A 24,318-nucleotide genomic window follows, 5' to 3' on the forward strand; every position below is an offset into this window, starting at 1 on the left:
ATATATTATGATAATAAGAGGGATAATATGTGTACAGGTATAAAAATAAATTATAATGATGGCTGTGTCATGGGGAGGACAATGGATTATGAAGTTCCTCTAAATTACAATGTAATTTATTTACCAAAGAAGTATAATTTTTGTAATGATTTAATGGGCAGACCATTGTATTCAAAATATAAAGCATTAGGTCTATGTTTTGAAAATAGAGACCCATTGAAAGACGGTATAAATGAATATGGATTAATAGGGATTACCAATGCTTTTTCGGGATTCAATCTTTATGCTAATCAGGTGAAATCGGAAAAGATTAATATTTCTAGCTTGACTTACTTGACCTATGCACTTACAAGCTATAAATGTGTAGAGGAATTAATTGGAGACCTACCAAATATCCATATGTCTACTAAAAATCATAAGGGAGAAAATGTAATATCACCAGATTTTCATTTTATGTTTGCCGATTCTACTAAAAGATGTATTGTTGTTGAGCCTAGAAAAGGGGAATTGATATGCTATGAAAATCCATATGATGTAATGACAAATTCACCCAGATTTGAATCTCATGTTAGAAGACTGAATCAAATTTTAGATTTAGATAATCTTGAAGGTTTTAACTCTGCTAAAGATTTACCAGGAGGTTACGATCCTATTTCTAGGTTTATTAAAGCATTTTATCTAACTAAAATGAATATTAAACCTAATAGTGCTAAAGAGGCACTTTCATACTCTTATAATATAATGAATGCAATGACTATGCCAAATGGGTTTGTTAAAAACACTAAGTATAATTATACTACTTATACTAGATACATTTGTTCCTATGATTCAAAGAATAAGATACTAACTGTAAAATCTAATACTAATCCAACGGTTTATCAGTTAGGATTTGAAGACATAGACGATAAGGATAAAAGACAAGCATTTTTTTTAGATACAGATTTTATCGTAGAAAAGTTAAAATAATAGAGATTGTAGATTTTCTAGGCTATCAATATCAGAGTAAAACGGAGAATTAATTCTCCGTTTTTTGTTTTGTATGCCCAATATATGTTATAATATTAAGTTAGAAAAACTTAAACGAAAGGGTAATATTATGAATTTAATATCTATAGAAAATTTATCAAAAGCATATAATGAAAAACAGGTACTTAAAGATATAAGTTTAGGAATTAATGAAGGAGACAAAATAGGTCTTATAGGGGTAAATGGTACTGGAAAGACTACATTTTTAAAGATTATAGCAGGAATGGAAGAACCAGATATAGGCAGAATAATAAAAGGCAACAATGTGAATATAGAATATCTATTACAGGACATAGATTTTGACCTCGAAGTTACAGTAGTAGAGCAGGTCTTTAGAGGTAATTCTAAAAATATTCAATTAGTTAGAAGATATGAAGAGGCAATTTTAAATCCAAATACTAAAAGTGAAGAAATATTAAAATTAACAGAAGAAATGGATAATGCCAATGCTTGGGATTTAGAAAATGAAGCAAAATCAATATTGACTAAACTTGGTATTACAAACTTCAATGAAAAGATAGGTAACTTATCTGGAGGACAAAGAAAAAGAGTAGCCTTAGCATCTGCTTTAATCAATCCATCAGAATTACTTATATTAGATGAGCCAACTAACCATTTAGATAATGATACAATAGAATGGCTTGAAGAGCACTTGAAAGGTAGAAAAGGAGCAGTCCTTATGATTACCCACGATAGGTACTTTTTAGATAGAGTGACTAATCAAATAGTGGAACTAGATAGAGGAAGTATTCATCTATATAAAGGTAATTATAATTATTTTCTAGAAAAGAAATTAGAAAGAGAAGAAATAGAATTAGCCAGTGAGAGAAAAAGACAATCCTTATTTAAAAAAGAATTAGCATGGATAAAGAGAGGGGCAAGGGCTAGAACTACAAAACAAAAAGCTAGAATAGAACGTTTCAATGAATTGAAGGAAGGAGGAATAGATATATCAAATGAAAAATTAGATATATCTGTAGGAGGCACTAGGTTAGGTAAAAAAATAATTGAAATAGAAAATATAGAGAAATCATTTGATGAAAAGAAAGTAATAGATAACTTTAGTTATATTATTTTGAGAGATGATAGAGTAGGAATTCTTGGTCCAAATGGTAGTGGAAAATCTACTTTAATGAATATAATTGCAGGAAAACTTAATCCAGATAAAGGTATAGTACATGTGGGAGAAACTGTAAAAATTGGAGTATTTGCCCAAGAAAATTTAAATATGGATAATGATATTAGGGCAATTGAGTTTATAAAGCTGGGTGGAGAATTTATTCAAACCTCTGATGGAGAAAAAATCTCTGCATCTCAGATGATGGAAAGGTTTTTATTTCCTAAAGAACTTCAATGGACACCCATAGGAAAACTTTCAGGTGGAGAAAAAAGAAGACTTCATCTACTTAGAGTATTGATGGAAGCACCAAATGTACTTTTATTAGATGAGCCTACTAATGATTTAGATATAGATACGCTTAATGTATTGGAAGACTATATTGAAGAGTTTCCGGGACCAGTAGTTATAGTATCTCATGATAGGTATTTGTTGGATAAAATAGTGGATAAATTATTTGTATTTGAAGGAAATGGAAAAATAGCAGGATATACTGGAAACTATGAGTATTTTAAAGAAGTATCAAAAGTTGAAAAAGAAAGTCTTCAGACAGATAAAAAATCTGAACATAAAGAGAAGCAAAAGACAAATAGTAAATTGAAATTTTCATATAATGAACAACGAGAATGGCAGGAAATAGATACTATTATTGCTAAATTGGAAGATGATATAGCCAAAATAGATAAGAAAATAGAAATAGCTGCTACAGATTATACTAAACTTCAAGAATTACTAGAAGAGAAGGAAAAGATTGAAAATAAACTAGAAGAAAAAATGGATAGATGGGTTTATTTAAGTGAATTAGCAGAAAAAATAGAAGAGCAAAACAAAAATTGAAAGGATGTTTTTAATGAGTAAATCATTGGTTTTAGCAGAAAAGCCTTCAGTTGCTAGAGATATAGCACGAGTGCTTAATTGTAACAAAAAAGGTAATGGGTTTTTAGAAGGAGAAAAATATATTGTAACATGGGCATTAGGTCACTTGGTTACTTTAGCTGACCCTGAACAATATAATAAAAAATATAAAACTTGGAGTATGGAAGACCTTCCAATGCTTCCAGATAATATGAAACTTGAAGTCATCAGACAGAGCAGTAAGCAATTCTATACAGTTAAGGAACAGATGTATCGTAAAGATGTAAATGAAATAATTATAGCGACAGATGCAGGTAGGGAAGGAGAGCTTGTAGCTCGCTGGATAATAGAAAAGGCTAATGTAAAAAAGCCAATCAAAAGATTATGGATTTCATCAGTTACAGATAAGGCAATAAAGGATGGATTTAATAAATTAAAGGATGGTAAAGCCTATGAAAATCTTTATCATTCAGCCGTAGCTAGGGCAGAGGCAGATTGGATAGTAGGTATAAATGCTACTCGTGCTCTTACCGTAAAATATAATGCTCAGTTATCCTGTGGTAGAGTTCAAACTCCTACTTTATCTATGATTGCACAACGAGAAGAGGAGATTAAAAAGTTTGTACCAAAAGAATATTATGGCATTACTGCAAATATAAAGGAATTAAAATTAGTATGGCAAGATAGTAACACTAAGGACATTAAAACATTTGATAAAGCTAGAACTAATAAAATACTAGATTCTATTAAAGGACAAGATGCTGTAATAGTTGATATAGAAAAGTCTAATAAAAAGTCCTATGCCAAAGGACTATATGATTTAACAGAGCTGCAAAGAGATGCCAATAGAATATTTGGATACTCAGCAAAAGAAACATTATCTATAATGCAAAGATTATATGAAAATCATAAGATTTTGACATATCCAAGAACAGATTCTAAATATATATCAGATGATTTAGTAGATACACTTAAAGATAGAATAAAAGCCTGTAATGTTGGTCAATATGGAAGAATTGCATCGAAGTTACTCAATTCTCCAATAAAGACTAATAAATCTTTTGTAGATAATTCTAAGGTAACAGATCATCATGCTATAATTCCTACGGAAGAAAGAGTATTGTTATCAAATTTAAATGATAATGAAAGAAAGATATATGATTTAGTAGTAAAAAGATTTCTATCAGTGCTTTATCCACCTTTTGAATATGAAGAGACTTCCATTAAAGCTAAAATAGGAAATGAAAATTTCATAGCAAAAGGAAAAAGGGTAATATCATTAGGTTGGAAGGAAGTCTATGAAAATAATTATTACGATGAAGAGGAAGATAATGATGAACAAAATCTTCCAATAATAAATAAAGGGGATATATTGAAAGTAATATCCATAGTACAAACAACAGGAAAAACTAAACCACCAGCACCATTTAATGAAGGGACTTTGCTTCAAGCTATGGAAAATCCCGTAAGATATATGAGTGATGAGAGTAAAACATTGAAAAAGATAATTGGTGAAACAGGTGGAATAGGAACTGTAGCAACTAGAGCAGATATAATCGAGAAGTTATTTAATACATTTCTAATTGAGAAAAATGGTAAAGATATTTTCATAACATCAAAGGGAAAACAATTAATGGAGTTAGTACCGGAAGATTTAAAGTCACCAGCTTTAACAGCAGAATGGGAACAAAAACTTAGTCTTATTTCCCAGGGAAAGCTAAATAAAAATAATTTCATAAAAGAAATGAAAGAATACTCTAAAACAGTAGTAAAAGAAATAAAAAACAGCGATGAAACCTTTAGACACGACAATATGACTAGAAATAAATGTCCGGAATGTGGGAAATTCATGTTAGAAGTTAAAGGAAAAAAAGGAAAGATGTATGTATGTCAGGATAGAGAATGTGGTCATAGAAAAAATATATCTAGAGAAACAAATGCAAGATGTCCTAATTGCAAAAAAAGATTGGAGCTTCGTGGAGAGGGTGATTCACAGATATTTACTTGTCAATGTGGATATAGAGAAAAATTATCTACTTTTAATGAAAGAAAATCAAAGGAAAAGAGTAATGTATCTAAGAAGGAAGTTTCTAATTATCTGAAGCAACAAAATAAGAATAAGAATGAATCCTTAAATACAGATTTAGCAGATGCTTTATCTAAGTTGAAATTTTAGTATAGTGACGTACTAGTGTGGAATATAATAAAAAAAGTATAACACATATATTAAAAAAATATATCATATCTTGTTTCAAATCGTCGAATTATCTGTTATAATATGATTATTAAAATAATATGTATTATAGGGGGTAAATAAAAACAATGGCAACGACAGCAAACTATAGAAGAGAAGATATAAGAAAGGATAATCCGATTTTTTCTTCTATACGTACTACAATTGAATCTACTTTTTATGGTAATAATGTAATTAAAGTTTCTTCATTATCAGAAGCATATAAGTTAGCAGAAGCTTCATCGGGGACAATAGTTACGGATATGCCAGTACATAGACCAACAGAATTAGGATTAGATGAGGGTTCAAAGATTCTTTTATTTAATGATGGTGAAATAACTGGAAGATTCGCAGGAGCTAGAGTTATTATTGGAGAAAATAATGTAGATGAAGGACAATTTGCAGGTATTGCAAGAGAAGCAGTATTTCATACAAGATATAAAAAACTATACCATGCTCAAGTGGTTATAGGATTACATGAAGATTTCATGGTAAAGGCTCATTTATTAATTCCAGAAGGCTATGAAAACACAATGTATAGTTGGATGCTTAATTTCCAATATATAACAGAGGAATATATCAAAATGTATAAAAATTCTACAAAGTTGCCAGAAGGTGATATTTATATATTATCTGATCCAGAATATTACCCACCTACTCACCCAAATGGATTAGCATTATTTGATCCACAGCATAATTGTGCATTATTATGTGGAATGAGATATTTCGGTGAGCATAAGAAAGGAACATTAACTTTGGCTTGGGGTATAGCAAATAGAAATGGATTTGCTTCATGTCATGGTGGAATGAAAAGATATAATTTCTCAAACAATGAAAAATACACTATTGGAGTATTTGGATTATCTGGTTCAGGTAAATCTACACTTACTCATGAAAAACATGACGGAAAATATGATATAACAATATTACATGATGATGCTTATGTAATATCTACTAAAGATGGATCTTCAGTAGCTTTGGAACCATCATATTTTGATAAAACTCAAGATTATCCAACGGACCATCCATCAAATAAGTATTTAATAACAGTACAAAACTGTGGAGTTACTTTAGATGATGAAGGAAAGAAAGTTATAGTAACAGAAGATTTAAGAAATGGTAATGGAAGAGCTGTTAAATCGAAACTATGGGCAGAAAATAGAATAGATAAAATAGATGAACCAGTGGATTCTATAGCTTGGTTAATGAAGGATGCAACTATTCCACCAATAGTGAAAATAACTAACCCTGTACTTGCATCTGTAATGGGAGCTACCCTTGCAACTAAAAGATCTACGGCTGAAAGACTTGCTAATGGTGTAGATATGAATGCTTTAGTTATAGAGCCTTATGCAAATCCTTTTAGGACTTATCCTCTTAAAGATGATTATAATAAGTTTAAGGAATTATTTGAGAACAGAAATGTAGAATGTTATATATTCAATACAGGACATTTTCTAGATAAGAAAATTCCAAAAGAAGTTACCTTAAAATTACTGGAAGATATAGCAACTAAGAAAATAGAATTTAAAAAATTAGGTAACTTTACTGATATTGAATATGTGGAAATAGAAGGATTTACTCCAGATATGGAAAATACTGAATATCAAAAAATGTGGTTAAGTAGTATAAACTACAGAAAAGAGTTTTTAAATAATATGGAAACTTTTAAAGGCGGAAGAGACAAATTACCACAGGAAGCATTAGATATACTTGAAAAATTAGAAAAAGAAGTTTCTAAATAATTAATTAAGGGCGAACTTGGTTCGCCCTTTAAAAATTTAAAATTATTTAGATAAAATATAGTTATTGTGATAAAATAGTAGTAGAAATAATAGGAAAAGGAAGTGAAATATGATAAAAATAGGAAAAATACAGAAATTAAAAATAAAAAGATTCACATCTGTAGGAGCTTATTTGAATATTGATGATAGCAGAGAAGATGATGTATTGTTACCTAAATCTCAAATACCAGAAGAGGCAAAGGTGGGAGATGAAATAGAAGTAATGGTATATAATGATTCCAGAGATAGAATTATTGCTACCACAAAAAGAGCAAAAGCCCAAGTAGGAGAAATGGCTCATTTAATGGTAATTAGTCAAACTAAAATAGGCTCATTTTTAGATTGGGGATTAGAAAAGGATTTGTTTTTACCTTTTAGTGAAACTGTAGGGTCAGTTGAAAAAGGAAAGGAATATTTAGTAGGAGTTTATTTAGACAAATCTGATAGACTTTGTGCTACTATGAAAATAAAAGATATGTTAAGTACAGAGTCTCCATACAAGGAAAATGATAAGGTAAAGGGAACTATTTATAGCATCAATAGAGATATTGGAGCATTTGTAGCAGTAGAAGATAAATATGATGGACTGATTCCCAAAAAAGAACTACTAGGTGTTTATGAAGTAGGGGAAATAGTAGAAGTAAGAGTAACTAAAGTAAAAGAAGATGGCAAACTAGATTTAAGTCTAAGGGATAGGGCTCATCTTCAAATGGATAAAGACTCAGAGCATATTTTATTAAAACTAGAGGAAAGAGATGGATTTTTACCTCTAAATGATAATACTGACCCAGAGAGAATAAAAAAAGAACTGAGTATGAGTAAATCAGGATTTAAAAGAGCCATAGGAAAACTATATAAAGAAGGATTAATCACAATAGAAGACAAAGGAATTAAATTAAAATAACTAAGGATTAGGAGACGATTTTAATGGTGAAGACAATAAAGACTAATTTTGATACAGTGGAAATGATGCTATTTATCTGGCAGTCTATTGCTGATAGAGAGAAAGTAGTAGATTCTTTTTTTATAGATGTTGCAAATAAAGAAGATATGAAATATCTATACGACGAAGAATTTAATGAGGAATCTGTTAGAAAAGTATTATCAGCTATATCCAATAGAGAAATGTTAAATAACTCAAGTAAAAAGGAAAGAAAATTTTGGAATAACCATATGTGGATGCTAGAAGACTTAGAAAACATGAACAATATGGTTAGACCTGTTAAAACATTGAACTTAGATGATGTGAAAGAAAAATTACCAAAAGATGCAAAGTTTGAAGAATTAGAAGTAATCTTTATACCTGGACATGAAGCTGAATATTATGTAGATGGAAATAAACTAATAATCAACTTCTTTAGAATAATGGTAGACCCTATGGATCAAACTAAGGTAAATATATCTGGTAAACCTCTTAAAGAATATGTAGAAGAAAGATTAATGGAAATAGCAAAATAAATTATAGATAAATACCCTTTAAGAAGGGTATTTATTTTTAACATCAAATTATAATGGAGGAAGTTATGGGAATTAATGTTGGAGATAGATTTGAAGGAGAAATAATCGATTTTACCCATGAAGGTAACGGAGTAGTAAAGGTTGATAATTTTACAATTTTTGTTTCTGGTGGAGTAATTGGGGATAAAGTAGTGGGAAAAATAGATGAGGTTAAGAAGAATTTTGCCATAGGTCAGGTAACTAATATTATAGAGCCATCAAAAGATAGAATAAAGCTAGATTTTAATATAGAGGAAGCTAGAGGTGGAATACCTTTAATAGAATATAAATATTCTAAGCAACTGGAGTGGAAGAAGAATAAGGTAAAGATGGACTTTCTTAAAATAGCAAATTTAGATAATATAAAAATTAATGATACTATAGGTATGGATAACCCCTATAGATATAGAAACCATGTTCAAATACCAGTAGGTGAAAAAAATGGAGAAACAGTTATCGGATTTTATGAACAAAATACAAATGATATAGTCAATATGAATGAAACCATACTTCAACCTGAATTGGGAAATAAGATAATAAAAATAATCAGACATTGGATGGATTCATTTAATATAAAACCCTATAATAAAAATACTAAAAAAGGAATAGTACGTCATATAGGTATAAGAATTAATAAAGATAATAAGGCTATGGTGATTATAGTCATAGGTAGTAATAAGATACCCTATGAAAAAGAATTAATAAATATGTTGATTAAAGAAGATATAATCAGTATTTATCAAAATATAAATAAGCTAAACTCATCTACTACATATGGGAAAGAATATATAAAAATATATGGAGAAGATAAATTATTAGATTATATAGGAGAGTATGAGTTTTATCTATCACCTAACTCATTTTTCCAAATAAATAGAACTCAAGCAGAGGTTTTATATAATAAAGCTATAGAATACTTAAATATAGATAAAGATGATATTATCTATGATTTATACTGTGGAATTGGAACTATCTCCTTATATATGGCAGAAAAAGCTAAGAAAGTATATGGAGTGGAAATAGTAAATAAAGCTATAGAAGATGCTAAGGAAAATGCGAGATTAAACAATATAGATAATGCGGAATTTATAGTGGGAAAAGCCGAAGAAGTATTTCCTAAATTAATGGATAAAGGAATAAAGGGTAACAAGGTAGTAGTTGATCCACCTAGAAAAGGTTGCGAAAAAGAAATTATAGAAGCCATTATAAAATTAAGCCCAGAGAAAGTTGTATATGTGTCATGTAACTCTGCTACTATGGCTAGGGATGTGAAGTATTTGGCGGAGAATGGGTATAAGGTAGAGGAAGTTCAGCCGGTGGATATGTTTCCGCATACTGGGCACGTTGAGTGTGTTGTCTTGATGTCAAGGGTTGAGAAGTAGCTCTACTAAAAATACTGATAAATAAAGGGTTTTCAAGGTTGTAAGATTTTCTGTCTGATGTCTGGCAGTCCTCTTAACCTTGGAAATCCTTATTTTTATTTATTGAGGAAACAGGTCGACTGTAAAAAAGTGTGTAGGGTTGAGTTGACAGATTAGATAAAATCGTAGGGTCGAGGAGATAGGATAGATATACATGGGGTTAAACAGATAATTGATTGAGAAAACACTTAGTAATTTAGGACTAAAGAACTTGAAATTATAGCGCAATGCGCTATAATGATAGTAGAAATTAAAACTTAAAGAGGAGATTCACTATGATTAATATAAAGAAAAAGTCGCTTTCTGGTTTTACTTTTATCGATTTATTTGCAGGATTAGGTGGTTTTCGAATTGCATTAGAATCGCTGGGTGCAAAATGTGTTTATTCAAGTGAATGGGATGAACCTGTAAGAGAAGTTTATGCAGAGAATTTTGGAGATATCCCTGATGGAGACATTACTCAAGTAGATGAAAACTCTATTCCTGATCATGATATTCTATGTGCTGGATTTCCATGTCAGGCTTTCTCAATAAGTGGGAAACAGCGTGGATTTGAAGATAGTAGAGGTACATTATTTTTTGATGTCGCAAGAATTGTGAAAGCTAAGAAGCCAAAGGTAGTTTTTATGGAAAATGTTAAGAATTTTGCTTCTCATGATAATGGTAATACTTTGTCCGTGGTAAAAACCATTATGGAGGAGTTGGGGTATACATTCCATCAGAGAGTTTTAAACGCTGCTGATTATGGAATTCCTCAAAAGAGAGAGCGTATTTACATGGTTTGCTTTAGAAATGATTTAGACATTGGAGAGTTTAATTTTCCAAAGCCTTTCCCATTGAAAAAACATGTTGAAGACTTTTTATTAGAAGATGAAAGCCAGGTAGAACATCTATACATACAGAGGCCAGATACTTATTTCAATGGGGTGGAAGATAACAAGTACAGTAACAAACCAATTAGATTAGGAATAGTAAATAAAGGCGGTCAAGGTGAAAGAATATATAGTGTAAAAGGGATAGCGATTACGCTATCGGCTAACGGTGGAGGAATATTTGCCAAAACGGGAGGATACTTAATTAATGGAAAAACCAGAAAATTGCATCCTAGAGAATGTGCTAGACTAATGGGGTTTCCAGATAGTTACAAAATTTGCAAGAGTGATAATCAAGCCTATAAGCAATTTGGTAATTCTGTAGTTATTGATGTTTTGCAACTGATTGGTCAAGAGATAGGAAGTGCCATGGAGGGAGCAAAGAATGAGGGAAATAGAATTCAGACAATGGCTATCTAAAAATAATATATCCAAAAAGATGCAAAGTGATCTTGTGTCGAGATTGAAACGTTTTGAAAAGGCGATAGAAAACTGCGATATTGATGAGCAATATCGCAGTGATAAGTTTTATTACCTATTCTCCCTTTTTCAAAACAAAGGTTTAAATGACAATATGAATAAGTTTAAAAATGTAGATTTGCCAATTGGTAAATACCAGCTTAGTATATTTAAGTATGCACTAAATAAGTATAAGCAATTCATTGAGGACGAGATTACCTCAAAGCCTGAATGAACTCATCTGGTCCAATACCGCTTTTATTTGACTTTAAGTCAATTGAAAAAATGACGTTTGCATTAAATGTATTAGAAAGCTTTCTGATTTCGTATTCAGAGTCTCGTAGAGAGAACATATATTCATAACCGTGTAATAGGAAACGTTGGTTGTGTAAGGATTCCGCTGAAACGACAAAAAGCTTGCCAGCATCTGTTCTTGAGCTTTCAATATTATAGCCATTGGATTTAATATAGTTTAGAACATTGGATATATTACTCTTTCCAACATGACTTGACCCACTGCGTTTAACTCTGTATTTAGCACTAACATTAAAATATTCACTAAATCTTTCAACAGGTAAAATAGTATAGTTATTTGTTATAAAATAGCGAGCACCCTTATTTCTGTAGCTGTCGATAATCCAATTTGAAAAGATTTCAGAACCATTATTCATTACTATATCTTTTCCTGCTGTTCCAGCCTCCTTAAACTCGTCAAATTGGGCATTCATATGTTCAATGATTTGTTTTGCGTATGTATTAATTGGAGTGGTATTTAGACGGCTATAAATAAATGTACTTGATGCAATATCTGGTAGCAAAACAAATTGACCACATTGTGCTGGAGAGTGCTTTGCATCAATGTAAAAAATATTGCCAGACTTAGTTGTAACTTTAATGTCTGGTATAGTGGAGTCAGATCCCCCCTCATGTTTAAAGCTTGCATAATCACCGAATTTTCTATTTAAATATTCGGTACAGTCAATTTCAAAATCTTCCCATATTGATGACATTATATTACCTCCTCTTTTTTAAGATGTTTAATGATACAATCACCTAACTTTTTAATGACATTAACTGTCATTGCATTTCCAGCCTGCATAAGTAAGTGTCTATTTGTAACACTGTCTTTTACTTTTTCTGCATATTGTACAGGAAAACCTTGTAAAAGTAGTGCTTCAAAACCTGTTAGTTCTTTAATGGCATGATTTTTTATGTAAAAGATCCCGTCTCTTTGAGAGCGTAAAGTTGGCACCTTTCCACGGTATAACCTTAAATCTGACATTCTTGTATCGATTATAAGTAATTCTTCATCCAAGAAATCTGTTGGTACATACTTTCCCTGATTTGTTGGGTTTTTTAGGTAATATGTGAATTTTTCAAGATTAATCTCTGATATATCGTTGTTTGAATCAATTAAATAATTTTCTAAACCAGGTACGGGCTCTACTGTTGGCCATTCGAAGCCATCGGCAGAAAGATTCGATTTTTTATCAAATCCAATGAAATATACTCGTTGCCGCATTTGAGGAACGCCGTAATCAAGGCTGTTTAAAACCTTATAAACAACTGAGTATCCAATATCATCAAATTCAGTCATAATCTTTTTAATTGTTGCACCTTTGTCATGGCTCACAAGTCCACGTACATTTTCTAATATGAAACATTTCGGGCGAGTCTCGTTAAGGATTCTTATAAGGTGAAAAATGATCTGCCCTCTATCATCATTAAATCCTGCTTTTCTACCTATGACAGAGAATGTCTGACAAGGGAATCCTGCAATTAGAAGATCAAATGATGGTAGAGTTTCACTTTTAATTTTTTTTAAGTTTCCATAATTCTTTTCATTTTCAGTATCAAACATCTGTTTATATGTTGCTACCGATAGTCTACTTGTATCTGAATAACCGACACATCTTAATCCACTTTGCTCTAAACCGAGCCTTCCGGCTCCGATTCCCGAACAAAAGTCGAAAAATGTATTTATTTTCATAATGACCTCCGTATATTTGCTTAGACTTCTGCTTAATAAGGCTAGTCTTTTATTATTTCAACGATATCGGAAATATCGCAGTCAAGTGCTTTACAAACTTTAGTTAAAGTTTCTGTACTTACATTTTCATTCTTCGCCATTTTAGTAATGGAAGATGAGCTTATTCCTGCAGCTATCTGTAAATCTTTCTTTTTCATATCTTTGTCGATAAGTAATTTCCATAATTTTTTATAACTTATGGACATCAATTTCCACCTCTCAACTTCTACATTAAAAGAAGTAAAGTGGCTTAATAATAGGCCACTTTACAAGTCCTTTTTCAAGTATATCACCTCAAAATGTAAAAAACAATGCTTAAAGCATGAATAATCATGCGATAGCAAGATTTTCATGCAGAATCGATTGAAAGCTCTTTATTGCGATGTTACAATATTATCCAAGGGATTAATAAAAAGAGAGATATTTTAGAAGCAGAATAAATCTTTTTAACATTGATTGGAGAGGGGGATAATATAGTGGCGGGTAATCGTTCTTTTAAAGACTATGTGGCAGATAGGTTCTATAATGAAATATTTGCTACTATACAAAGTTACACCACGGATAACTACGATGATTTAGACTTAAGGCTATACAGGGTTCGAAATATTGGTGGCATAGAATTATCAGATATAGAAGTAAAGTTTGTATCTGTTAATGACTTACCAGGTATGAAAATAGAATTTGATGTTGTTGTGGAAGCCGAATTAGAAGTCCGTGAGTCAGACTATCATTATGATGAATCGGAAAATTGTAGGCAGTGGTTTATGCTGACATGTTCAGGAGATTTGGCTTGCAATTTAGATGACTTTACAATCTCTAGTGTAACTGAGTATACCAGTAAAAATAAGCAGCCCAAACCTATGTCGGACTCTCTTGTCCCTATCATTCATAAGGAGCAACTTGAATCTGTCGCTACAGACTTTCTTCGCAGACATTACCCAGAAGCACTAAAAACCCCAATGGCAATTGAACCACAAGTACTAGCAGAAAAAATGGGTCTTACAGTGGAAATGAGAGAAATTACAAAGGATTTCTCTGTTTTTGGACAGCTATACTTTCATGATTGTGATGCAGTATTCTATGATGAGGACAGTGATGAAATGGTACAGACCCATGTAGATGCCAGAACTATCATAGTTGATCCAAAAGCGTTCTTCCTACGTAATCTAGGATCGGTAAACAATACCATTGTCCATGAGTGTGTTCATTGGGATCAGCATAGAAAAGCATTTGAATTGGAGCGGCTCTATAACAACAGTCTAACACGAATCAAGTGTCAGGTTGTTGGTGGCATAAAAGACAATAGCAGAGATGCAACTGATTGGATGGAATGGCAGGCAAATGCTCTCACTCCAAAGATACAAATGCCACTTGCAATGTTTAAAACCCAAGCGTTTAAGTATATTAAGCAATTTCGTACGGAATTAGGAACGTCTGAACTTATAGATGTAATGGAACCAGTTATTGACGCTTTGGCTACGTTTTTCTGTGTTTCTCGAACCGCAGCAAAAATCCGAATGATTGATGCTGGGTATGAGGAAGCAATTGGAACTTTTACTTACATAGATGGTCGTTACGTCAAACCTCATAGGTTTAAGAAAGGTGCACTTGAAAGAAATCAAACGTTCTCTATAAGTGCGGAGGATGCTGCCATCCAAAGCATAACTAATCCTGAAATGGCAGCTTTAGTTGGAGATGGAAGTTATGTTTATGTAGATTCTCACTTTGTTTTAAATCATCCCAAATATTTAACACAGGATATATTTGGACAGACTGTACTTACTGATTATGCACGAACCCATATGGAAGAGTGCTGTTTGGCTTTTAACTTATCAGTCAAGTCTGGATGTAAGGAAAGATATTATACTGAATGTTTTCTCAACCGAGATAAGACATCAAATATTGATTTCGACATAAAATACTGTAACGGTTTTGAACACGCAACTCCAGAGAAGAAAGCAAAGATACTAGCTGATACACTAGCTGAAGAAACGCGGATCTATAATGAACTGCCAAATAGTTATACAAGCTCTCTTAAAATAGTGCGTGAATGGAAAAATGTAACTTATAAAGAATTAGCTGAACGAATACTGATTAATGAACGTACTATAAGACGAATCGTTAATGGTGAAGAGCCAGGTTCTATCAATTCCATAATCTTAATTTGCCTTGGACTTCATCTACCACCTAATATTAGTAGTCATATAATTCGCAATTCCCCCTTTGTATTTGTCAACCGAAATTTCCCCCATATTTTACTCCAAAATTCCTCTAGTTGGATAAAAAAATTATTGCTCTTCTAACCAAAGCTGTGTTTCTTTAAATCTATAAGAATTTCCATTCATATTAACTATATATGATTTATGTGTAAGCCTATCTATCATAGCAGCTGTCATTACTGGGTCTTTAAATATTTCATCCCATCTTTCAAATGATAAATTAGTTGTAATTATTGTTGACTTCCTTCCTGCTCTTAATGAGAGATAAGTAAATAATAATTCTGAAGCCTCTTTATCAAAGGAGATATATCCTAATTCATCTGCTATTATTAAATCATACTTTTCAAAACGTTTTTCAAAGGCCCTAAGTGTTTTCTCTGATCTGCTTTCTTTTAATTCATTTACAAGTAAAGGGATTGTTGTAAATAATACCTTGTAACCCTTTGTACAGGCTTTAATACCTATTCCTATAGCCATATGTGTTTTTCCTGTTCCAGGATTACCAGCTAATATTATATTTTGCCCTGTTTTTATAAAGTCTAAGGATGAAAATACCTTTACTTTATCCCTTGCGTCTTGTGGTAAGTCCTCTAGACTTAAATCTTCTAGATATTTTTTATATGGAAATCTTGCTTGTCTAATTCTACTTTTTATCCCATTAGTTTTTCTTAAGTCGTACTCATTTTCAAGTATTGATAAAAGAAAATCTTCATATGTTAAATTTCTTATATTTGCTTCATTAATTTCTTCTTCTACACTTCTATTTATATATGGAAGCTTTAGCTCCTTTGCTAGATTTTTAATATTTTCTTTAGCCATATTCTTTTTCATATTATCAAAGCTCCTTTATCAAATTCTATACTTGAATTGTTTAATAGTTTTCCATAATCACTTAGAATTAGCTTTGATTGCTTTTCTATTTCTGTATTTTTATATTTATTTTCCTCCATGGCTTCATTTTTTCTATAACATAAAAGTTTTATTTTTTCTGTATCTATATTTAAAGGACTTATTTTTTCTAATTCTTTTATAATCTTTTCTATTTTCTCTAAATCTTCTTTTGAAATTAATTCAATTAGGTCTATGAAATCTCTTGGATTTTGTGTATAATATTTATTATAGATGTTTTGAAGCTTGGAATTCATTTGACGCATGGCTGTGCTGTTATGAATTGCCCCAGGCTTCTTTTTTAATGTATTTAAATAATGTTTTATTTCTATATCCCATGTACTTAATCCAAAACTTCTTTTATGTTCTGCTACCTTATTATTTTCATGGTAGATTATTATCTTGTTTGGATATACCTTTGTCATTACAAACTTTCCCACTAGATAGTCTGGTACTGAGTATTTATTTTCATCTATTGTTATTACTGAGTATTTATTTACTCTTAATTCTATTAATCTTGAAATATCATAAGTAGGCATAAGTTTTATTAAGTAGGGGACTTCCTCTATTAATATATCTTTTGCTGTTTTGTTTTCATTATATTTTTGTTCTTTTGAATTTAATTTAATTAATTCTTCTTCCAGATATTTATTGGCCTCCTCTAATGTTTCAAATTTATCTTTTTTACTAAATGCTTTTCTTCTTACATACTCTACTGATCTTTCAACATGTCCCTTTTCATTTCCACGTCTAGCATTACAAAATCTATAGTTAAAGCCATAGTACATAGATAATTTTAAAAGTTCTTCTGTTGGTTCTTTTTCAGTTTTTGTTACAAATCTTTTAACTGCCACTTTCATATTGTCATAAACTATTTCCTTGTGAACACCTCCTATATGGTTAAAAAACCTAACATGAGAGTCTAGAAAACTTTCCATTTTTTGATTTTGATAAAGGTATGCAAACCTGTAATTACCTTTAGCTGTTACCATTACAGCCATTTGTATGTTTTTATCTTCACCATCTATTTCTAATTTAACATGACCCCAGTCAAATTCAACCACATGACCTAATTCATATTCTTGTCTGATGTATGCTTCCTTTTTTTCATTTAACTTATTTCTGATATAGTTACAAACCGTTGAATAACTAATATTATGTCCTTCATCAATTAAACAACTATGTATATCTATATTTTTCTTTTGTTGTTTACCCTTACCCGTACTTCTTTTTTCCCGGTTTTCCTCTAGATAGAAATCTATCTTATCCATTATTACTTCAGTTAACTTTATCTTAGTTCTGTTGCTTGAATCATATTTTGGTGACTCTACTATTTCCTCAGTTAGCATTAATTTATCACCTTCCCCACTCAATAATTTAGATCTACTTTCTTCATATTCCCTAATATATTTTCTAATTGTCTTTCTATCAAATCCTGTATTTCTATGAATTTCCCATTGAGAATTTCCTTTTAAAAATCCGTCTATTATTATTCCTTGTTTATCCATTAAACTTATCATCCCCTAACCCCCTATGAATTGTCATAGGGATATTATATATTTCCTCTAGAGGAATTTTCAATTATTATTTGGGGTACTTTTAGGATATCATAAACACCCTTTTCGTTAAACTTCAATAACGATAGTCATATTTGGTATAATTTTGCCCTGACTCACCTATATCCAAAATCGATGGATGAGATTAGAGCGTTTTTACAGGAACATGGTGCAGACCCATTATAAAATTTCAAAATATTTTTGAAAAAGCGGACACGGGATGTCCGTTTTTTTAGCTGTTAGGCACATGAGCCATACATGAATCCTTTTAAGGGTTTGTGTATGGCTTTTTTTATTGCTGTTTTTAGGTGTTTATGAGGAGAAAAGCATCATTTTGAGTATGAAATAACCGGGCATGAGGTGTCCGCCAAGGCTGTCCATTTCTACCTTACAATAATATTAGACGAAGGAAAGGTCCTTCGTAAGTAGCTAGATTAAGACCGTCCCTCGTCTACAAAAAAATATCGAATGCCTGATTTGCAATAAGGGCAGAGGATACATATTGTTTCGCTCCAATCCGTAAGGATTGTTGCGGTGCAATAGAAGTACCTTACCTTATTGCGCTCATTTTCAGGATAAAAAGGTCTGTGTACTTCTGGTACAGGCCTATTTTTGTATCCTTTGCCGCCAATGCAAACCGGCGGAAAGGATGCAAAAACATGTCAAGAGCGTACAAAACAAGTAAAAAAAAGAGAACTAACTACATTTATTACACCGCTGAAGGAACAAAGATTGTAATAACCCCAGGCGAAGATGGAGTCACCGAAGCTGATATCGAGCTTTTACATACTATGGATGATGACGAAGTGGACGAGCAGCGCCGCTATGATTACAGAGTTACAACTCATTTAGATGCCTATCATGATGGTGAAAATGAATTGGCAAATGACCGCAATAAGTATCTTGCGGATGATACTGCGAATCCCGAACATCTTATGCTCCAAGCGGAAGATGAAACTGAGTATCAAGATATGCTGGACAAGTTAACTAAGGCAATGGAATGTCTTTTACCACAACAGAAAGAACTTTTCCAAAAAGTATATCTTGAGAAACGCTCCAACACTGACATTGCAGCAGAAGAAGGTGTGACAGAAGCTGCCATTCGCGGCCGCCTTAAGAAGCTTCATGAAAGACTTAGAAAAATTCTATACTAATTGGGTTCTAAAGAATCTATTAAAAAATCTTTTCTGAAAGGGGGTTCGAAAGAACTCTCTTTTTCGCTTATCGGTGAGGGGAGATAAATTGCCCCGGAAAGGAGAGGGAATATGAGCCTAAAACATAAAGTCACTATTAATGTGGCAAAGCCAAATGGCGAAAAAAGCTCCGTCATTCAAAGTAGTCGTAAGACTATCCGAACTAGAATGCTTGATTTCCTATTTGGAAAGAAAGCCAGTTTGTTAGTAATTACTCCAGGTGACTCAGTTGAGACGGTAGAAATTAAGGAAATAAAGGAAGGAGGTGTAGGACATGAGTAAGATTAAGCTCCTTCTTGATGTAGTGTCAGATCTTCGAGCACTGGCAGATAGTTTGCAGGCTGTAGCTGATGCCCTTGGAAGTAATGAGCCTAAGGAGGATAAAAAGTCAGAGCAGCCAAAACATGAAAAACAGCCTGAAGAAAAGCAAATTACCTTAGAAGAAGTAAGAGCGGTGCTCGCGGAGAAAAGTCATGATGGATTTACTGCTCAGGTTAGAGGTCTTCTAGAAAAGTATGGTGCATCAAAACTTAGTCAGATTGATCCAAGTAAGTATGCTGTACTTCTTGCTGATGCGGAGGAGTTGAAATGAGTAAACATGCAATTCTCTCCGCGTCAGGGGCTCATCGCTGGATGAACTGTACACCATCGGCAAGGCTAGAACAGGAGTTTGATGACAACAGTGGTGAGGCTGCAGCTGAAGGTACAGCAGCTCATGCATTAAGTGAACACAAACTCCGAAAGGCACTTAAGATGAGATCAAAAAAGCCGGTCTCTCCATACGACTCAGATGAGATGGACAATTATACCGATGGTTACGTGGAGTTTGTACTTGAAGTGATTGAGCAAGCTAAGCAAATTTGTAGTGATCCCCTAATCTTGATAGAACAGCGGCTTGATTTTTCAAAGTATGTACCTGAGGGATTTGGAACCGGGGATTGTTTAATTATAGCTGATGGAACTCTTCACATTATTGATTTTAAGTACGGTCAGGGTGTCTTAGTCAGCGCAGAAGACAATCCTCAAATGAAACTTTATGCCCTTGGTGCACTGGATCTATTTGATGGCATTTATGATATCGAGATGGTTTCAATGACAATTTATCAACCCCGTCGAGAAAATGTCAGTACATCCACAGTCTCAAAAGAAAACTTGTATCAGTGGGCTGAAGAAGTTTTAAAACCTAAAGCTGAATTAGCCTTCAATGGTGACGGCAACTTCTGTCCCGGTGAATGGTGTCAATTTTGCAGAGCAGCTGTGAAATGTAGAGCAAGAGCAGAAGCAAAAATGAAACTGGCTACGTTTGAGTTTGCTCTACCACCACTTTTATCTGATGAAGAGATTGCTGACATTTTATCTTCTATCGGTGATCTCACTAACTGGGCAAATGAGATTATAGCCTATGCGACGGATGAAGCAGTTAATCATGGAAAGAAGTGGCCTGGCTTTAAAGTAGTCGAAGGTCGCTCCAACCGTAAATACAAAGATGAAGAAGCGGTCGCAGAAGCGGCAAAGAATGCAGGTTACCGCGACATATACAAACAAAGTCTCATCACCATTACTGAAATGGAAAAATTGATGGGCAAGTCAAAATTCAATGAAGTCCTTGGTGGATTAGTTATAAAGCCACCAGGCAAACCGACGTTAGTACCAGTTTCAGACAAGCGTCCTGAAATGAACACATCATCAGCAAAAAATGATTTTATGGAGGTATAAAAATTATGTCAAAAACAGCAAAAAGAACAAATCCAACAAAAGTAGTTACAGGAGTTGTCAGACTTTCTTATGCTAATGTGTGGGAACCTAAATCAATCAATGGCGGTGCTGAAAAATACAGTGTGAGCCTGATTATTCCTAAGAGTGATACTAAAACCTTAAGTGCTATCAATGAAGCGGTGAATGCTGCAATAGAAGAAGGTAAAGGTAAATTCGGTGGCAAGATTCCAAATAAAGCGGCGTTAAAGCTTCCTCTACGTGATGGAGATATTGATCGTCCAGATGACGAAGCTTATGCAAATAGCTATTTTATCAATGCCAATAGCAATACTGCCCCACAAATTGTAGATAAAAATATCAATCCAATCCTTGAGCGTTCAGAAGTATACTCCGGTGTTTATGCAAGAGTAAGTATCAACTTTTATGCCTTTAACTCCAATGGGAATAAGGGTATAGCATGTGGTCTTGGAAATATTCAAAAAATCCGCGATGGTGAGCCTTTGGGTGGAAGAACTAATGCAGCTGATGACTTTGCCACTGACGTGGATGATGACTTTTTATCATGAGAACCCTCAGCATAGATATAGAAACATATAGTAGCGTAGACCTCGCCAAAAGCGGGGTCTATCGTTACGCTGAAGCACCGGATTTTGAGATTTTACTTTTCGGTTACAGTGTAGATGCTGGGCCGGTACAAGTAGTGGATTTCGCTTGTGGCGAAAAAATACCTAAAGAAATACAGCAAGCGATTTTAGATAATAATGTTACCAAATGGGCATTCAATGCGCAGTTTGAACGGATTTGCTTATCTAAACACTTTGGTATTCACCTAGAACCTGATTCTTGGCGTTGTACGATGGTATGGTCTGCGTATCTTGGACTTCCTCTATCTTTGGAAGGGGCAGCAATTGTAACAGGAGCAGATAAGAAAAAGCTGACAGAAGGTAAAGAGCTCATCCGATATTTTTCAGTTCCATGCAAACCAACAGGGGCGAATGGTGGTCGTACACGAAATTTACCTGAACATGCTCCAGAGAAGTGGAATAGCTTCAAAGAATATAACCTTCGAGACGTTGAAGTTGAACTTTCCATACAGGCAAAGCTTCAAAAATTTCCTATGCCGGAAGAGGAGTGGAAGAACTATATTCTAGACCAGCAAATCAATGATCGAGGTATTCAGTTGGATTTGGAATTGGTAAAAAAAGCGATTCAATGTGATGAAAAAGTAAGAGAAGAGCTAACAAGCAGACTAAAAGAACTAACTGATCTTGATAATCCTAATTCAGTTGTTCAAATGAAGTCCTGGCTATCAGAAAATGGTCTGGAAACAGACAGTCTTGATAAGGCATCAGTTAAGGCACTATTAAAGGAAGCTCCAGAACATCTGAGTGAAGTACTGGAACTGAGACAGTTACTAGCTAAATCCAGTGTAAAGAAATACACCGCTATGGAAAATGCTGTATGCACTGACGGAAGAGCTCGGGGACTACTACAATTCTACGGTGCTAATCGAACCGGTAGATTTGCAGGAAGGCTTATACAAGTTCAAAATCTCCCTCAGAACCATTTGTCGGATCTGGAACAGGCACGATGCTTGGTTAGAGGTGGCCATTTTGATACCTTGGAAATATTGTATGACTCTATTCCGGGAGTTTTGTCTGAATTAATCCGAACCGCTTTTGTGCCAAAGAAAGGATATAAGTTTATCGTTGCTGACTTTAGTGCAATAGAAGCTAGAGTAATTGCTTGGCTTGCTGGGGAGACATGGAGAAATGAAGTGTTTGCAAATGGCGGAGACATTTATTGTGCTTCAGCATCGCAAATGTTTAATGTTCCTGTTGAGAAGAATGGCGTTAACGGACATTTAAGGCAGAAAGGTAAGCAGGCAGAACTGGCTTGTATAGCACATAATAGTCTTGTGTTAACGGATAAAGGACTTGTTCCAATTCAAGATATTACAACAAAACATAAATTGTGGGATGGTGAAGATTGGGTAAAACATGATGGTGTCATTTCAAAAGGTGAAAAGGAGGTTATAACTTATGGAGGACTTACAGCTACAAAAGACCATCTTGTATGGGTCAAAGGGAAATCGAGGCCAATACAATTTGGAGAAGCTGCCACCTGCAAAGCACATCTCATACAAACCGGAAATGGTAGGAGAGCAATACGGCTGGGTGAAAATAATAAGTGCACAGAAAAGATGGAATGCAAAGATGAATCATTGCTATGTCCTAACACAATGCACAGGTTGTCACAGTATACAGTGGCAAAATTTAAACAGCTTAAAATCTGGAAAATCAAAAGGCTGCCAGAGATGCTCTCAACAAAGGAAGATACCTTTGTGGCTACAGAAAAGACTTGCTGCCGCAAAGCAGCGTTGCGAGAATCCAAAGGCAAGGAATTACCATTTATATGGGGGAAGGGGTATAAAATTCAATTTTCCCTCAGTTCTCAGTGCGGGGATATGGATATTGAAAAATGTAGAAAATGTACGCCAAGATTTAGAGATGGACAGGATAGACAACGACGGAAATTACGAAAAGGGCAATATTCGTTTTGTTCCAAGAAGTATAAATCAAGCCAACAGAAGAATATCAGTAATCCCAGATTTCAAACAAGAAAATTGGCCCTATGCAAGAAGTGTTGTTACAAGGATGATATCCAATGGCATGACAAGAGAAGGAATTATAGCATCAGCAGAAATGGCAGTTATAGAACAGAGAAAGAACTGGAGATTAATCCAAGCAAGGTTAGAGTTTATGACATATTAAATGCAGGTAAGAATCATAGATTTACTGTTTCAAATGTGTTAGTTCATAACTGTGGCTATGGAGGGTCAGTAGGTGCATTAAAAGCAATGGGTGCACTTGACATGGGTCTTACCGAAGAAGAATTAAAACCGCTAGTCTATGCTTGGAGGAATGCAAATCCTAATATTGTTAGACTTTGGTGGGATGTTGATCGTGCTGTCAAAGAAGCTGTAACAGAAAGGTGTAGAACCGAAACCCACCGTATCCGTTTTGAGTATCGTAGCGGGATGCTATTAATATGGCTTCCTTCTGGCAGACAACTTACTTATGTTAAACCAAGAATAGGTATTAACAGCTTTGGCAGTGAAGCAGTGACTTATGAAGGAGTTGGTGCCACAAAGAAATGGGAGCGCATTGAAAGTTATGGTCCTAAGTTTGTCGAGAATATTGTGCAAGCTATTTCAAGAGATATTCTTTGCTGTGCCATGAGAAAGCTTGATGAAAAAGGTTTTGATATTGTAATGCATGTCCATGATGAGGTAGTTTTAGAAGTCCCTTTAGAAGTAACCGTTACTGATATATGTACTCTAATGAATCAGACGCCAACTTGGGCTCAAGGACTTTTACTTCGCGCAGATGGATACGAATGCAATTTTTATAAAAAAGATTAATTTGAGGGGGTTCGAAACCTCCTCTTTTT

At 33.5% G+C, this 24,318-nt stretch carries 21 protein-coding genes; 16 read left to right on the forward strand and 5 right to left on the reverse strand.

The features are described from left to right. Positions 1 to 27: 27 nt before the first annotated feature. The 9 genes from KQI41_RS06885 (at position 28) to KQI41_RS06925 (ending at position 11,499) form a co-directional block, all read left to right on the forward strand. Complete coding sequence (locus KQI41_RS06885) at positions 28 to 966, forward strand: linear amide C-N hydrolase (protein WP_244971093.1); 939 nt, start codon at positions 28 to 30, stop codon at positions 964 to 966. A 130-nt stretch (positions 967 to 1,096) separates the two neighbouring features. Continuing rightward, the gene (gene abc-f, locus KQI41_RS06890) at positions 1,097 to 2,980 is read left to right on the forward strand and encodes a ribosomal protection-like ABC-F family protein (protein ID WP_216585072.1); all 1,884 of its coding nucleotides are present in this window, start codon (positions 1,097 to 1,099) and stop codon (positions 2,978 to 2,980) included. A 13-nt stretch (positions 2,981 to 2,993) separates the two neighbouring features. Then, a complete protein-coding gene (locus tag KQI41_RS06895) occupies positions 2,994 to 5,174 on the forward strand; it encodes a DNA topoisomerase III (protein WP_216585073.1) in 2,181 nt (726 codons plus the stop codon). Between the two features lie 146 nt (positions 5,175 to 5,320). Next, positions 5,321 to 6,976: a phosphoenolpyruvate carboxykinase (ATP) gene (locus KQI41_RS06900; protein ID WP_216585074.1), complete on the forward strand. Its 1,656-nt coding sequence runs from the start codon at positions 5,321 to 5,323 to the stop codon at positions 6,974 to 6,976. Between the two features lie 109 nt (positions 6,977 to 7,085). Continuing rightward, positions 7,086 to 7,919, forward strand: coding sequence for a CvfB family protein (locus KQI41_RS06905; protein ID WP_154439163.1), 834 nt, complete (start codon positions 7,086 to 7,088; stop codon positions 7,917 to 7,919). Positions 7,920 to 7,942: 23 nt separating this feature from the next. Then, positions 7,943 to 8,473 (forward strand): TDE2712 family protein, encoded by a 531-nt coding sequence (locus KQI41_RS06910; RefSeq protein ID WP_216585075.1) that lies wholly within the window; start codon positions 7,943 to 7,945, stop codon positions 8,471 to 8,473. Positions 8,474 to 8,538: 65 nt separating this feature from the next. After that, entirely contained in the window at positions 8,539 to 9,894 is a 1,356-nt protein-coding gene (gene rlmD / locus KQI41_RS06915) for a 23S rRNA (uracil(1939)-C(5))-methyltransferase RlmD (RefSeq protein WP_154439161.1), read from the forward strand. A 314-nt stretch (positions 9,895 to 10,208) separates the two neighbouring features. Continuing rightward, positions 10,209 to 11,225 (forward strand): DNA cytosine methyltransferase, encoded by a 1,017-nt coding sequence (locus tag KQI41_RS06920; protein WP_154439160.1) that lies wholly within the window; start codon positions 10,209 to 10,211, stop codon positions 11,223 to 11,225. Continuing rightward, a complete protein-coding gene (locus tag KQI41_RS06925; RefSeq protein WP_216585076.1) occupies positions 11,191 to 11,499 on the forward strand; it encodes a hypothetical protein in 309 nt (102 codons plus the stop codon). Before KQI41_RS06920 ends, KQI41_RS06925 begins: the two co-directional genes overlap by 35 nt. On the opposite strand, the gene KQI41_RS06930 is transcribed toward KQI41_RS06925, so the two are convergent. The 3 genes from KQI41_RS06930 to KQI41_RS06940 are packed head-to-tail and all read right to left on the reverse strand — an operon-like array spanning position 11,480 to position 13,499. After that, on the reverse strand, positions 11,480 to 12,274 hold the full coding sequence (locus KQI41_RS06930; protein WP_097033496.1) for a PDDEXK family nuclease: 795 nt from the start codon (positions 12,272 to 12,274) through the stop codon (positions 11,480 to 11,482). The genes KQI41_RS06925 and KQI41_RS06930 overlap by 20 nt on opposite strands. After that, a complete protein-coding gene (dcm, locus tag KQI41_RS06935; protein ID WP_154439159.1) occupies positions 12,274 to 13,254 on the reverse strand; it encodes a DNA (cytosine-5-)-methyltransferase in 981 nt (326 codons plus the stop codon). The genes KQI41_RS06930 and dcm overlap by 1 nt, the downstream gene beginning before the upstream one ends. A gap of 41 nt (positions 13,255 to 13,295) precedes the next feature. Beyond that, positions 13,296 to 13,499 carry a helix-turn-helix domain-containing protein gene (locus KQI41_RS06940; RefSeq protein WP_058009470.1) on the reverse strand — a complete coding sequence of 68 codons (204 nt, stop codon included), beginning with the start codon at positions 13,497 to 13,499 and terminating at the stop codon, positions 13,296 to 13,298. Between the two features lie 270 nt (positions 13,500 to 13,769). Here KQI41_RS06940 and KQI41_RS06945 point away from each other — a divergent pair, with 270 nt between their 5' ends. Beyond that, positions 13,770 to 15,596 (forward strand): helix-turn-helix domain-containing protein, encoded by a 1,827-nt coding sequence (locus KQI41_RS06945; RefSeq protein WP_216585077.1) that lies wholly within the window; start codon positions 13,770 to 13,772, stop codon positions 15,594 to 15,596. Here KQI41_RS06945 and istB read toward each other — a convergent pair. Beyond that, positions 15,582 to 16,343, reverse strand: coding sequence for an IS21-like element helper ATPase IstB (istB, locus tag KQI41_RS06950; RefSeq protein ID WP_154440362.1), 762 nt, complete (start codon positions 16,341 to 16,343; stop codon positions 15,582 to 15,584). The two genes, KQI41_RS06945 and istB, sit on opposite strands and share 15 nt — an antisense overlap. Beyond that, positions 16,340 to 17,920: an IS21 family transposase gene (gene istA / locus KQI41_RS06955; protein ID WP_154440364.1), complete on the reverse strand. Its 1,581-nt coding sequence runs from the start codon at positions 17,918 to 17,920 to the stop codon at positions 16,340 to 16,342. Before istA ends, istB begins: the two co-directional genes overlap by 4 nt. A gap of 695 nt (positions 17,921 to 18,615) precedes the next feature. On the opposite strand from istA, the gene KQI41_RS06960 reads away from it, so the two are divergent. The 6 genes from KQI41_RS06960 (at position 18,616) to KQI41_RS06985 (ending at position 24,289) form a co-directional block, all read left to right on the forward strand. Then, entirely contained in the window at positions 18,616 to 19,110 is a 495-nt protein-coding gene (locus KQI41_RS06960; protein ID WP_154439157.1) for an RNA polymerase sigma factor, read from the forward strand. Between the two features lie 111 nt (positions 19,111 to 19,221). Further along, positions 19,222 to 19,431, forward strand: coding sequence for a hypothetical protein (locus KQI41_RS06965; protein WP_041160340.1), 210 nt, complete (start codon positions 19,222 to 19,224; stop codon positions 19,429 to 19,431). Continuing rightward, complete coding sequence (locus KQI41_RS06970; RefSeq protein ID WP_154439156.1) at positions 19,424 to 19,741, forward strand: rRNA biogenesis protein rrp5; 318 nt, start codon at positions 19,424 to 19,426, stop codon at positions 19,739 to 19,741. The genes KQI41_RS06965 and KQI41_RS06970 overlap by 8 nt, the downstream gene beginning before the upstream one ends. After that, complete coding sequence (locus KQI41_RS06975; protein WP_154439155.1) at positions 19,738 to 20,865, forward strand: DUF2800 domain-containing protein; 1,128 nt, start codon at positions 19,738 to 19,740, stop codon at positions 20,863 to 20,865. Before KQI41_RS06970 ends, KQI41_RS06975 begins: the two co-directional genes overlap by 4 nt. Positions 20,866 to 20,870: 5 nt before the next feature. Then, on the forward strand, positions 20,871 to 21,431 hold the full coding sequence (locus KQI41_RS06980) for a DUF2815 family protein (RefSeq protein WP_154439154.1): 561 nt from the start codon (positions 20,871 to 20,873) through the stop codon (positions 21,429 to 21,431). Then, entirely contained in the window at positions 21,428 to 24,289 is a 2,862-nt protein-coding gene (locus tag KQI41_RS06985; RefSeq protein ID WP_154439153.1) for a DNA polymerase, read from the forward strand. The genes KQI41_RS06980 and KQI41_RS06985 overlap by 4 nt, the downstream gene beginning before the upstream one ends. Positions 24,290 to 24,318: the final 29 nt, after the last annotated feature.

The organism is Tissierella pigra, from assembly GCF_018917845.1.
Taxonomy (GTDB): Bacteria; Bacillota; Clostridia; order Tissierellales; family Tissierellaceae; genus Tissierella; species Tissierella pigra.